The sequence below is a fragment of the Metallococcus carri genome, from assembly GCF_011440275.1.
GTDB classification, from domain to species: Bacteria; Actinomycetota; Actinomycetes; order Actinomycetales; family Dermatophilaceae; genus Metallococcus; species Metallococcus carri.
In genome coordinates this window covers 165,005-178,100 of sequence record NZ_JAAOIV010000003.1, presented here as the reverse complement: position 1 = coordinate 178,100, position 13,096 = coordinate 165,005, and the positions used below count along the sequence as shown (strand labels likewise).

7 protein-coding genes are annotated in these 13,096 nt (G+C 69.2%); 5 read left to right on the top strand and 2 right to left on the bottom strand.

The features are described 5' to 3' along the window. Positions 1 to 2 precede the first annotated feature (2 nt). From htpX to G9U51_RS05465, 3 genes are all read left to right on the top strand, one after another. Complete coding sequence (gene htpX, locus G9U51_RS05475; RefSeq protein ID WP_166194378.1) at positions 3 to 869, top strand: zinc metalloprotease HtpX; 867 nt, start codon at positions 3 to 5, stop codon at positions 867 to 869. A 39-nt stretch (positions 870 to 908) separates the two neighbouring features. Next, positions 909 to 3,413, top strand: a complete 2,505-nt coding sequence (gene pepN, locus G9U51_RS05470; RefSeq protein WP_166194376.1) for an aminopeptidase N — start codon at positions 909 to 911, stop codon at positions 3,411 to 3,413. 230 nt (positions 3,414 to 3,643) lie between these two features. Continuing rightward, complete coding sequence (locus tag G9U51_RS05465) at positions 3,644 to 9,160, top strand: ATP-binding protein (protein ID WP_328823328.1); 5,517 nt, start codon at positions 3,644 to 3,646, stop codon at positions 9,158 to 9,160. 84 nt (positions 9,161 to 9,244) lie between these two features. On the opposite strand, the gene G9U51_RS05460 is transcribed toward G9U51_RS05465, so the two are convergent. After that, positions 9,245 to 9,697 carry a MaoC family dehydratase gene (locus G9U51_RS05460; protein WP_166194374.1) on the bottom strand — a complete coding sequence of 151 codons (453 nt, stop codon included), beginning with the start codon at positions 9,695 to 9,697 and terminating at the stop codon, positions 9,245 to 9,247. 3 nt (positions 9,698 to 9,700) lie between these two features. After that, positions 9,701 to 10,465, bottom strand: a complete 765-nt coding sequence (fabG, locus tag G9U51_RS05455; protein ID WP_166194372.1) for a 3-oxoacyl-ACP reductase FabG — start codon at positions 10,463 to 10,465, stop codon at positions 9,701 to 9,703. Between the two features lie 177 nt (positions 10,466 to 10,642). On the opposite strand from fabG, the gene G9U51_RS05450 reads away from it, so the two are divergent. Together G9U51_RS05450 and G9U51_RS05445 are read left to right on the top strand one after the other, a co-directional pair. After that, positions 10,643 to 11,230: a TetR/AcrR family transcriptional regulator gene (locus G9U51_RS05450; protein WP_166194370.1), complete on the top strand. Its 588-nt coding sequence runs from the start codon at positions 10,643 to 10,645 to the stop codon at positions 11,228 to 11,230. Between the two features lie 140 nt (positions 11,231 to 11,370). Continuing rightward, positions 11,371 to 13,095: a TIGR03767 family metallophosphoesterase gene (locus G9U51_RS05445; protein ID WP_166194368.1), complete on the top strand. Its 1,725-nt coding sequence runs from the start codon at positions 11,371 to 11,373 to the stop codon at positions 13,093 to 13,095. The last annotated feature ends 1 nt before the right edge of the window (position 13,096 follow it).

The window sequence follows — 13,096 nt, the reverse complement described above, 5'->3', positions numbered from 1 at the left end:
ACGTGCGTTCCCATTTCAACGGCCTCAAGACCGCCGCGCTCTTCGGCGGCATCTGGGTGCTGCTGCTCGGCATCGGCAGCCTCGTGGCGGGCGGCCGGTTCATCTGGCTGTTCGCGCTGATCGGCGTCGCGACGACCTTCTGGAGTTACTGGAATAGCGACAAGATCGCCATCCGCGCCATGCAGGCCTATCCGGTCAACGAGCTGCAGGCGCCGCAGATGTACCGGATCGTGCGCGAGCTGTCGACGGCCGCCGGCAAGCCGATGCCGCAGTTGTATATCTCACCGACCCAGGCGCCCAACGCGTTCGCCACCGGCCGCAACCCGAGCCACGCCGCCGTCTGTTGCACCGAGGGCATCTTGAACCTGCTCGACGAGCGTGAGCTGCGCGGCGTGCTCGGCCACGAGCTGATGCATGTCTACAACCGCGACATCCTCACCTCCTCGATCGCGGCGGCGCTCGCGGGCATCATCACCTCGATCGCCCAGATGATGATGTTCGCCGGGATGTTCGGCGGCTCGCAGGACGACGACCGCCCCAACCCGATTGCGCTGCTCGCGATGTCCTTCCTCGCTCCGATCGCCGCAGCGCTGATCCAGCTGGCGATCTCGCGCACCCGCGAGTACGACGCCGACGAGGATGGCTCCAAACTCACCGGCGACCCGCTCGCACTTGCCTCCGCGCTGCACAAGATCGAGGTCGGAGTCTCCCGCGCACCGCTCGCGCCGACCCCAAGAGTGGTCAACGCCAGCCACATGATGATTGCCAATCCCTTTAGGGCACAGGACATTTCGCGGCTGATGTCGACCCACCCCGACACCGCCTCGCGGATCGAGCGGCTGGAGGAGATGGCGCGTCGCGGCCGGTGACCACCGAGCCACCGACCCAGGGATGGGAGAGTGACGGTCATGGCCGTCCTCACCCGCACCGAAGCTGTCGACCGCTCCGCCCTCATCGACGTCACGTCGTATGCCGTCGACCTCGACCTCACCCAGGGCGAGGAGCGGTTCGGCTCGCGCAGTGAGATCCGGTTCGTATGCCGGGAGCCGGGGGCGCAGACCTTCCTCGAGGTCAAAGCCGTCGAGGTGCGGTCAATCACGTTGAACGGCAACGCCATCGACCCAACCACCGTGACCGATGGCCGGGTCACGCTGAACAACCTGCAGGCCGACAACACCGTCGTCGTCGAGGCGACGATGGCCTATAGCCACGACGGTGAGGGCCTGCACCGGGCGGTCGACCCAGCCGACGGCTTGGTCTACACCTACGTGCAGGCCTTCCTCGACGCGGCGCCGGCGGTCTTCGCCTGCTTCGACCAGCCCGACCTCAAGGCGCCCTTCGAGGTCACGGTCACCGCGCCGCCGGACTGGATCGTCGCGGGCAACGGCGCGGCCACCCAGGAGCAGCCGGGCCACTGGCGCCTCGCGACGACGCGTCCCCTGGCGACCTACTTCTTCACGATCTGCGCCGGGCCTTATGTGAGCGTCACCGACGAGCACGACGGCATACCTCTGGGCGTGCACGCGCGGGCGTCGCTGCAGGACGAGCTCGTCAAGCACGCCCCGCACATGCTGCAGATCACCAAGCAGTCCTTCGACTACTACCACCGGCTCTTCGGCATCCGCTATCCCTGGGGGGAGTACCACCAGTTCTTCGTGCCTGAGTTCAACGCCGGCGCGATGGAGAACCCCGGGTGCGTCGTGCTGCGCGACCAATATGTCTTCCGCGGCGCGGCGACCCGCGCCGACGTGCTGCTGCGGTCCAACACGATCTCGCACGAGATGGCGCACATGTGGTTCGGCGACCTCGTCACGCTGAAGTGGTGGGACGACGTGTGGCTCAACGAATCGTTCGCCGAATATATGGCGCACCGCTGCGTCTCCGAAGCCACCGAATTCGCCGAGGCGTGGGTCGACTTCGGCGTCGCCCGCAAGCACTGGGGGTATGGCGCGGACCGCTCGCCCTCCACCCACCCGATCGCCGGCACCCCGGCCGAGGACGGCAATGCGGCGCTGACCAACTTCGACGGCATCAGCTACGCCAAGGGCGCTTCCGCGCTGCGGCAGCTCGCCGCCTATGTCGGCGACGAGGCTTTCATCGCCGGCGTGCGCGACCACCTGACCAAGCACTCCTTCGGCAATGCCACGCTCGCCGACTTCCTCGCCGCGGTGAGCAGGGCCAGCGGCAAGGACCTCGACCGCTGGGCCACGGCCTGGCTGCGCACGCCCGGCACCGACACCATCGCGGTCCGCTCGGGCGACGGCGAGCAGATGAGCGGCGTGCAGATCGTGCGGGCGACGCCAGCGCAGTTCCCCGCGGAGCGACCGCATGTGCTTGACGTCGCGGGCTTCACCGACGGTGCGCAGATCTGGCGCGAGGGTCCGTTCACGCTCGACTCGGCCGCCGAATCGCTGCCCGACCTCGACGGCAAACTGCGGCCAAAACTGTTGATTCCCAACGCTTCTGACCTCACCTGGGCAATCCCGAGCTTCGACATCGCGACGGTCGAAGCGATGGCCGACCAGCTCGGCCGGGTCACCGACTCGCAAGCGCGGCAGATCGCCTGGTCCGGCCTGCTCAACGGGATGGCGACCTCGACCGTCGACCCGCGCGTCGTGCTCGACGTCTTCACCGCGGCCTGGCCGGTCGAGACCGACGAGTCACTGCGGCAGATCCTCGCCGCTCGCGTGCCCCTGGGCCTCGAGGTGTTCCTGCCGTATGCCGAGCGCGAGTCCGCGACCGCCCAGTTGGCCGACGCGGCGCGCCGCTCGCTGGAGTCGAGCACCGGTCCGCAGCAGGTGGTCGCCGCCCGGCTGCTGGCGCAGACCTCCGCCGAGGAGGAGCTGCTCGGCCGGTGGGCGTCCGGCCGCGACCTGCCTCCGGCGCTGGAGGGCGATATCGACTTCCGCTGGGCGGCGATGCTGCGCCTGGCCGCCCTCGGTGCCGCCGACGAAGCACGCATCACCGAGCTTGCTGACGAGGACGGCACGATGAGCGGCCGCCAGTCGACCTTGGGCTGCCTGACCGCCCGGCCAACTCGCGAAGCCAAGGACTGGGCCTGGGACCAGCTGGAGCACCACACCGAGCTGTCCAATTACGAAGCGCTGGCGATCGCCGGTCAGCTCTTCGTGGCCTCCGATCCCGACCTAGTGCGCCGGGACGTCGAGCGCTATTTCACGGTGATCCCCGCCCTGGCCGGTCGCTACGGCGAGTTCGCGGTGAAGCGCATCGCGATGGCGGCCTTCCCGCTCACGCTCACCGAATCCGCCGCCGTGCAAGCGGTGCACACCGCGCTGGCCGCCGACCAGGAGATGACCGCGGGGGTGCGGCGGGCTCTCGTTGACTGCGCCGCCCGGCTGGATGAGGCGATGCTGTCCCAGCAGCGCTTCACCACCCCCGCGAAGCGTCAGTAAATCCCCGCGAAGCGTCACCAGTTCCTCGCGAAGCGTCACCAGTTCCTCGCGAAGCGTCACTTGATCCTCGCGAAGCGTCACTCGTTCTCCGCGAAGCGTCACTAGATCTTCGCGAAGCGTCACTAGATCCTCGCGAAGCGTCACTCGTTCCTCGCGAAGCGGATGCCGCCGACCACGCCGAGCGAACGGCATACTCGCTAGTCGGCGCGGACGGTGACAGGCTCTGGGACGTGGCTTCTTCAGGTGCTTCTTTCTCGCGGATCGCGATCGTCAACCGGGGTGAGAGCGCGATGCGGCTCATCCACGCCGTGCGCGACCACAACGCCGCCCTGCCCCCCGGCGAACCCCGGATCGAAACCATCGCGTTGCATACCGAAGGTGAGAAGCGCGCGATGTTCGTGCGCGAGGCGGACCATGCCTACAACCTCGGCCCGGCAGCGAACCGGCCCTACCTGGATTACGCCGTCCTCGAGCGCGCCCTGACCGACACCGAGGCCGACGCCGCCTGGGTCGGATGGGGCTTCGTCGCCGAGGATCCCGGCTTCGCCGAACTGTGCGAACGCATCGGCGTCACCTTCGTCGGGCCGAGCCCGGAGGCGATGCGCAAGCTCGGCGACAAGATTGGCTCGAAGCTGATTGCCGAGGAGGTCGGCGTGCCCGTCGCGCCGTGGAGCCGCGGCGGCGTCGACACCTTGGCGGATGCCAAGGCGGCGGCTGAGCGCATCGGATATCCGTTGATGCTCAAGGCAACTGCCGGTGGCGGCGGTCGCGGCATCCGGCGGGTCGACTCCGAGGCCGACCTCACCGACGCCTACGAACGCACCCGCGACGAGGCGGCCCGGGCGTTCGGCTCCGGTGTCGTCTTCCTCGAGCGGCTGGTCACCGGTGCCCGCCACATCGAGGTGCAGGTCATCGCCGACGGCCAGGGCACGGCGTGGGCGATCGGCGTGCGTGACTGCTCGGTGCAACGCCGCAATCAGAAGGTCATCGAGGAGTCGGCCTCGCCCGTGCTCGCGCCCGAGCAGGTCGCCGAGGTGAAGGCCGCCGCCGAGCGACTCGCCATCGCCGTCGGGTATGCCGGAGCCGGCACCGTCGAGTTCCTCTATCACCCGGGGGAGAAGTTCTTCGCCTTCCTCGAGGTCAACACCCGGTTGCAGGTGGAACACCCGATCACCGAGGCGACGACGGCCACCGACCTGGTCCGGTTGCAGCTGCACGTCGCCGCCGGTGGCCGGCTCGAGGGTGACCGCCCCACCGAGGACGGGCATGCCGTCGAGGCCCGACTCAACGCCGAGGACGCCGACCGCGATTTCGCGCCGTCGCCGGGACGGATCAGCCGTCTCGACCTTCCCTCCGGTCCTGGCATCCGGGTGGATACCGGTGTGGCAGAAGGGGATTCGATCCCCGCAGATTTCGACTCGATGATCGCCAAGATCATCGCGGTGGGCCGTGACCGGGACGAGGCGCTCGCCCGCCTGCGCCGCGCCATGGCCGAGACCACCGTCGTGATCGACGGCGGCGCGTCCAACAAATCCTTCATCCTCGACCTGCTCGACCAGCCCGAGGTGATCGACGGCAGCGCCGACACCGGCTGGATCGACCGGGTGCGCGCCGAAGGCCGGTTGCAGTCCCGCCGCCACTCCGGCATCGCCCTGGTGATGGCCGGCATCGAAGGCTACGAGGAGGAGGAAGGCGTCGAGCGCACCCGCCTGCTCGAGACGGCGCGCGGCGGCCGCCCGCAGGTGCAGCACCGCACCGCGCTCGCGATCGACCTCAAACTGCGCGGGACGGCATACAAGGTGACCGTCTCCCAGACCGGGCCGCACCGCTTCCGGGTGGTGCTCGCACACGGCGCGACCGAGGAGACCGTCGACGCCGAGCTCGACCGGCTGGACGACTTCACCGCGCGCATCACCGTCGGCGGTCGCACCCACCGGGTGATCACCGCGACCCACGGCCCGGTGCACTTCGTCGAGGTCGACGGCGTCGCCCACCGCGTGAGCCGCGACGAGGGTGGCGTGCTGCGGTCGCCCGTGCCCGCGCTCGTCGTCGCCACGCCGGTCTCGGTCGGCGCCGAGGTCGCCGCCGGTGCGCCGGTGCTCGTGCTCGAGTCGATGAAGATGGAGACCGTGCTCCCCGCGCCGTTCAAGGCGCGCGTCAAAGAGCTGCTGGTCTCGGCCGGCAGCCAGGTAGAGACCGGCACGCCGATGGTGCGCCTGGAGCCGGTGGGCGACGCCGAAGAAGCGGTCGCGGCTGCTCCGACCGACGCCGTCGAGCTGGATCTGCCGGTGGTCGACCCGGAGTCGACGGGTGCCGCTCAGCGGGCCTCCCGCTCGTGGTCGGACTTGCGCGCCATGGTCCTCGGGTATGACGTGGACCCCCGCGACGAGGGCGCCACGCTGCGCCGCTACCTCACGGCTCGGGACGAGCTCGCTGCCGACGGTCAGCCGCAGCTGGCGGCCGAGGTCGACCTGCTCGAGGTCTTCGCCGATATCGCCGAGTTGGGCCGCAACCGACCCGCCGGTGAGGAGGCACATGTCGAGCACCGGGTGCACAGCCCCCGCGAGCACCTGCACACCTATCTGCAGAGTCTCGACGCCGACCGCGGACACCTGCCGGCGGAGTTCCGCACCAAGCTCGAACGCGCCCTGCGCCACTACGACGTGGACGGTTTGGAGGTGACGCCTGACCTGCAGGAGGCGGTCTTCCGGCTGTTCCTCGCCCAGCAGCGCACGGCGCCGTCGATCTCGCTGGCGTCGGCGCTGCTGCAGCGCTGGGCCACCGACCCCGCGCCCGAAACGCCGCTGGATGCCCGCGCCCACGAGGTGCTCGACCGGGTGCTGCTCGCCACCCAGCTGCGCTTCCCGGCCCTCGGTGACCTCGCGCGCAGCGTGCGCTTCCGCTGGTTCGACCAACCCGCGGTCGACGGCGAGCGACTCGCCGTGCTGGGTGGTGTCCCCGACGAGCTCGCGTCGATCGCGGCGCTGCCCGACGGTCCGGAGCGGTCCGCCCGCACCGATGCGCTGGCCCAGATCCCGGAGCAGATCGTGAGCTTCCTCGGTCGGCGACTGGCGGGCGGCATACCGGATCGTGAACCCATGCTCGCGGTGCTGATCAAGCGGCACTATCGCGACCACGAACTCACTGATCTCGTTGAATCGCAACGGGATCGGCGGGCATACGCGACAGCCGACTATGTCCTCGACGATCGGCCGGCGCATCTGGTGAGCACGGTCGGCGCGGTCGATGAGCTCGACGCGGGATCTGCGCTGGTCGACCTGGTGACCGACCTGAGCGCCGGCGGCGATCAGGGCCAGTCGCGGGCTGTCGATCTCTACCTCACCTGGACCGACCAGCCGGAAAGTGTGGACGATGCGTCGGCTGCGCTCGCGCAGCGGCTGAGCCGGCTGCCCTTCGCGCGCGGCTCGCGGCGGATCACGGTGGCGGTGTTCCCCGGCGGCGATCGACCGGTCGGCTATTTCACCTTCCGCCCCTCCGGCGACGGGCTGGTCGAGGACGTGCTCGTGCGCGGCGTGCACCCGATGGTCGGCCGCCGGCTCGACCTGTGGCGGTTGCGCGATTTCGACATCGTGCGGCTCGAAGCGCCTCAGGACGTGCTGCTCTACCAGTGCACCGCGCACGACAACGCCGCCGACCAGCGGCTCGTCGCGCTCGCACAGGTGCGGCAGTTCTCGGTGATCCGCGACGACGACGGCACGGTCACTGCGCTGCCGCAGCTCGAGCGCGCCATCGCCAACTGCCTCGAGGCGATCCGGCGCGCCCGCAGTGCCCGCGGCGCGGCCGGCACCCGGCTGGACATGAACCACGTCTGGATCACCATCTGGCCAACCGTCGAGGCCGACCTGGACCAGTTGACGCAGTTGCAGGCGAAGATCGCGCCCCTCACCGCCGGTGCGGGCATCGAGGAGTTGCTGATCAACGGCCGGATCGCGGTCGGTGGCGGCGAGCGGCCGGTCTCGGTCCGCTTCGGTTACCAGCCCGGCTCCGGGGTCTCCTTCACCGTCGAGGACCAGCCGACCGATCGTCTCAAGCCGCTCGACGGGTATGCCGAAAAGGTGGTCCGCGCCCGTCGGCGCGGTGGCGTCTACCCCTACGAACTCCAGTCGATGATCGCCGGATCCGGTGGCACCGCAACGGAATACGACCTCGACGACACCGGTGTGCTGGTGCCGGTCGACCGGCCGAAGGGCCTCAACAAGGCCGGCATCATCGTCGGCGTCATCAGCTCGCCGACGCAGCGCTATCCCGAGGGCGTGACCCGGGTGCTGCTGTGCGGTGACCCGCTCAAGGCGCTCGGGGCGGTCAGTGAGGCTGAGTGCACCCGGATCATCGCCGCGCTCGACCTGGCCGAGCGGATGCAGGTGCCGGTGGAGTGGTTCGCGGTCTCGGCCGGTGCGCGCATCTCGATGGAGTCCGGCACCGAGAACATGGACTGGGTCGCGCGGGCGCTGAAGCGGATCGTGGAGTTCACCCAGGGCGGTGGCGAGATCAACATCGTGGTGGCCGGCATCAACGTGGGCGCCCAGCCCTACTGGAACGCCGAGGCCACGATGCTCATGCACACCAAGGGAATCCTGGTGATGACGCCCGACAGTGCGATGGTGCTGACCGGCAAGCAGTCGCTGGACTTCTCTGGTGGAGTCTCGGCCGAGGACAACTTCGGCATCGGCGGTTACGACCGGGTGATGGGGCCCAACGGTCAGGCGCAGTACTGGGCGAACGACCTCGTCGGGGCCCGCGACGTGCTGATGGCGCACTACGACCACACCTATGTGCACCCGGGGGAGTCCGGCCCGCGCCGAGCTCGCACCAGCGACCCGGTCGATCGCGATGTGTCGAGCTTCCCGCATGTCGCCGACGGGTCCGACTTCGCCACCGTGGGTGACATCTTCAGCCCGGCGACCAACCCGGACCGCAAGAAGCCCTTCGACATCCGCGTGCTGATGGCCGCCGTCGCCGACCAGGATCACCCGACCCTGGAGCGCTGGGCCGGTATGGCGGACGCCGAGACGGCCGTCGTGCAGGACGCCCACCTCGGCGGAATCCCGGTGTGCCTGTTGGGGATTGAGTCCAAGGCGGTGCCGCGGCGCGGCTTCCCGCCCACCGACGGCCCGGACACCTACACCGCCGGCACGCTGTTCCCGCGGTCGTCGAAGAAGGCGGCACGCGCGATCAACGCGGCCTCGGGCAACCGCCCGCTCGTGGTGCTGGCGAATCTGTCGGGCTTCGACGGATCACCGGAGTCGATGCGCCAACTGCAGTTGGAGTATGGCGCGGAGATCGGCCGGGCGATCGTCAACTTCGAGGGCCCGATCGTGTTCGTGGTGGTGAGTCGCTACCACGGCGGGGCGTTCGTGGTGTTCTCCAAGGCGCTCAACCCGCAGATGACGGTGCTGGCTGTGGAGGGCTCCTTCGCCTCGGTGCTCGGTGGGGCACCGGCGGCCGCGGTCGTCTTCTCCCGCGATGTCGACGCCCGCACGGCGGCCGACCCGCGGGTGAAGGAGGTCGAGGAGCAGCTCGCCACCGCCGACGACACGCAGCGGGCGGGGCTGGCCGCGCGGCTGGCCGAGCTGCGCACGTCGGTGCGAGCGGAGAAGCTGACCGAGGTGGCGCAGGAGTTCGACCGGGTGCACAGCATCCACCGTGCGGTGACGGTGGGCTCGGTCGATCGGGTCATCGCTCCGGAGGAGTTGCGCCCGGCCATCATCGAGGCCCTCGGCGGCTGAGTCGGAGCACACAGCAAGAAGGCCCGCGTCGAAATCGCCTGTCCGGCAGGGGTTTTCGACGCGGGCTCTCGCTTGTCGCCCCGACTACGGGACGATGAGCGTGATGGTCTCGGCGACCAGCGCGGGGCGGTCGGATCCTTCGATCTCCACGGTGACCTTCATCGTGCACTGAGCACCCTTGGGCCCGGACTCGACCGAGCCGACCTCGACGCCGGCGCGCACCTTCGACCCCACCGGCACCGGCGCGGGGAAGCGCACCTTGTTGGAGCCGTAGTTGATGCCCATCGAGATGCCCTCGACTTTGTAGATCTCCCACACCAGCATCGGCACCATCGACAGGGTCAGGTAGCCGTGGGCAATGGTCCCGCCGAACGGGCCGGCCTTGGCCTTGTCGACGTCGACGTGGATCCACTGGTGGTCACCGGTGGCGTCGGCGAAGGTGTCCACCTGCTCCTGGGTGATCTCGTGCCACGAGGAGTAGCCGAGGTGCTCGCCGACGGCGGCCTGGATCTCGTCAATCCCGTTGAAAACCTTCATGATTCAGTCCCGTGGCCCGCCGGCGACATACAGCACCTGACCGCTGACGTAACCGTTCTCCTCGCGGCAGAAGAAGGACGCGGCGGCGGCGATGTCCTCGGGGTAGCCCACGCGGGCGACCGGGATCTGCGAGGCGGCAGCCTTCTTGAACTCCTCGTAGTCCATCCCGACCCGGTCGGCGGTCGCCTTGGTCATGTCGGTGACGATGAATCCCGGGGCGATGGCGTTGGCAGTGACGCCGAACTTGCCGAGCTCGATCGCGAGGGTCTTGGTGAAGCCCTGCATGCCGGCCTTGGCGGCGGCGTAGTTGACCTGGCCGCGGTTGCCGAGCGCGGAGGTGGAGGACAGGTTGACGATGCGGCCGAACTTCGCCTCCGTCATGTGCTTCTGCGCGGCGCGAGTCATCAGGAAGGAGCCGCGCAGGTGCACGTTCATCACCGTGTCCCAGTCGTCCGCGCTCATCTTGAAGATGAGGTTGTCGCGCAACACGCCCGCGTTGTTGACCAGCACGGTCGGCGCGCCTAGCTCGCTCGCCACCCGCTCGACCGCGGCGTTGACAGCCTCCTCGTCGGACACATCGCAGCCCACGGCCAGCGCCTCACCACCGTCGCTCTTGATCTGGTCGACAACCTGCTGGCAGGCGCTCTCGTCGAGGTCGATGACGGCAACCTTCATGCCGTCCTTCGCGAGTCGCTGCGCCACCGCCGCGCCGATGCCGCGGGCGGCTCCGGTCACGATCGCAGTGCGCTGCTGGGTTGCTTCGGTCACGATGACTCCTTCGTCGTTGTATGCCGGGTCGCAGGCTATCGACCACCGCGTGGGGCCCGGGTGGGATCACCCGCAGGCGCCGCACGCCGGCTCCGTCGTCTGCTGATGCCCAAACTAAGCGATCGCTCAGCGTGACACGCCGGCACGGTACGGTCAACGCTGACGAACGGAGGTCCGATGTCCACCGACGACATGCTGCCGGCGCGGCAACGCCTCCTGGAGGCTGCGCAAAAGTCCTTTGCCGACAAGGGTTTTCACGGCACGAGCACGCGCGACATCGCCTCGGCGGCGGGCCTCAGCCCCGGCGGCGTCTATGTCCACCACCGCTCCAAGGAGGACATGCTCTTCGAGCTGTCCCTGGCGGGCCACGAGCAGATCGTCCGGCTGCTGGAGGAGGCCAAGGCCGACCACCCGGACGATCCTCGACAGCAATTGCACCGGATGGTCCACCAGTTGGTGCTCATGCACGCCCGCGACAACTCGGTGGCCCGGGTCGTCAACTACGAACTGGCCGCGCTGAACGCGCCACACCGCGAGCAGATCGACGCACTCCGTCACCGCATCCAGGAGTTGCTGCGCGAGGCCATCGAATCCGGTGTCACCGCAGGTGTTTTCGTCGTCGACGAGGTCGGCATGACCGCCAACGCGATCTCCGGGATGAGTGTCGACGTCGGCCGGTGGTACCGCCCGGACGCGCACTGGACGCCCGAACGGTTGGCGGTGCATTTCGCCGATCTCGCCCTGCGGATGGTGTCCGCGGCCTGACAATGGCGGGGCGCCCAGGCATTCACCTGAGCGTCAACCGGACGTTGCCTCCGGTCGGCCTCGGTCCGTCACGCTGGACGACGCACCTGCTCAGAATCAGCCTGCTCGGAGTCAGCCGCATCTCGCACAGGGAGTCCCCCATGACCCGGATCAACCGCCGCACACTGCTGCTCGGAGGTGTCGCGGGCCTCGGCTCGGCGACCCTCGCCCGGGGCAGCGCCGCCGCCCTCGACCGCGCCGCGACGACGACCGCCCGGCGCACGGTCGCGCCGATCGCCGGGACGACGCTGCAGCAGGCGGCCACCCCGGTGAAGGCGAGCGGCTATTCGCGACTGACGGCCGGGCCGGCATACCCCTTGGTCGTGCGCACCGAACTGTGCCCTGCCCAGGCGACCCGCGACGACACCCGCACCGCGCTGGCGAGCATCGTGCAGTTCACCGACCTGCACATGGTCGACGCCCAGTCCCCGGTGCGCTTCGAGTGGCTGCACGGTTACACCGGCTCGGCCTTCCGTCCGCAGGAGGCGCTCGGCACCCAGGGTGCGGCGCAGCTGGTCCGCCGGGTCAACCAGGTGCAGCGTGGGCCCTTCGGCGGGCGGCGCTTCGACTGCGTCGTCTCGACCGGGGACAACACCGACAACCACGAGCAGATCGAGCTCGACTGGTTCCTCGCCGCGATGAGCGGTGGCTCGATCACCCCCAACACCGGCGCCACGGCGTGGGAGGGCGTGCAGACCGGCGGTGACACCTACTACTACAACCCGGAGTTGCCGGTCGTCGACGACTACAAGAAGGCCGGCTTCCCCCAGGTCGGTGGCTTCTTCGCGCGCGCGACCGCCACGCACACCAGCCCGGGGCTGAACACGCCGTGGTTCAGCGTCTTCGGCAACCACGACGACTCGATCGAGGGCACGCTGCCGTCCAACTTCCCGGTGCTGTCGCAGATGTACACCGGCAACATCAAGTTCACCGGCTTCGCCGACCCGATCTCCAACACCGCCCTGCGCGCGGCGCTGCAGACCGGTGACCGGAGCATCCTCAACCTGAGCGTGAGCGCCACCAACAAGTGGATCGTCACCCCGGACTCCCGTCGCCGGCCGTTCACCCCGCTGGAGTTCGTGCAGGCCCATTTCCGTTCTGGCGCAACGGGTCCCGGCCCGGTCGGGCACGGCTTCACCCAGCAGAACCTTGCCGACGACACCGGCTATTACGCCTTTTCGATCGCGCCCGGCGTCACCGGCATCGCGATGGACTCGACCAACCGCGCAGGCTTCACCGAGGGCTCGATCGGCGACGCGCAGTGGCGATGGATCCAGCGCCGGCTGGCCCAGGGCAGCTCGCTCTACTACGACGCGTCCGGCGCTGCCGTGCGCACCAGCGCGACCGACGAACTCTTCGTGCTCTTCAGCCACCACACCAGCGGGTCGATGAACAACCTGCTGCTCGACCCCGCGCTGCCGCTCGACACCCGCCACTCCGGCAGCGAACTCGTCACCATGCTGCAGCGCTTCCCCAATGTCGTCGCGTGGGTCAACGGCCACACCCACCGCAACCAGATCACCCCGCACGGCCACGCCGACCCCGCGCGCAGCTTCTGGGAGATCAACACCGCCTCCCACATCGACTACCCGCACCACGCGCGGATCATCGAAGTCAGCGACAACCGCGACGGCACGGTGTCGCTGTTCACCACGCTGCTCGAGTCGGCCGCGCCCTACCAGGCGTCCTACAGCGACGGCTCCCAGGCGGGGCTCGCCTCGGTCTATCGCGAGTGGGCCTACAACGACATCGAGGGCGATCCCTCCCAGCTGGGTGCCGCCGGCGACCGCAATACCGAACTGTTGCTCGCCCGCCCGCGCGGCTGAC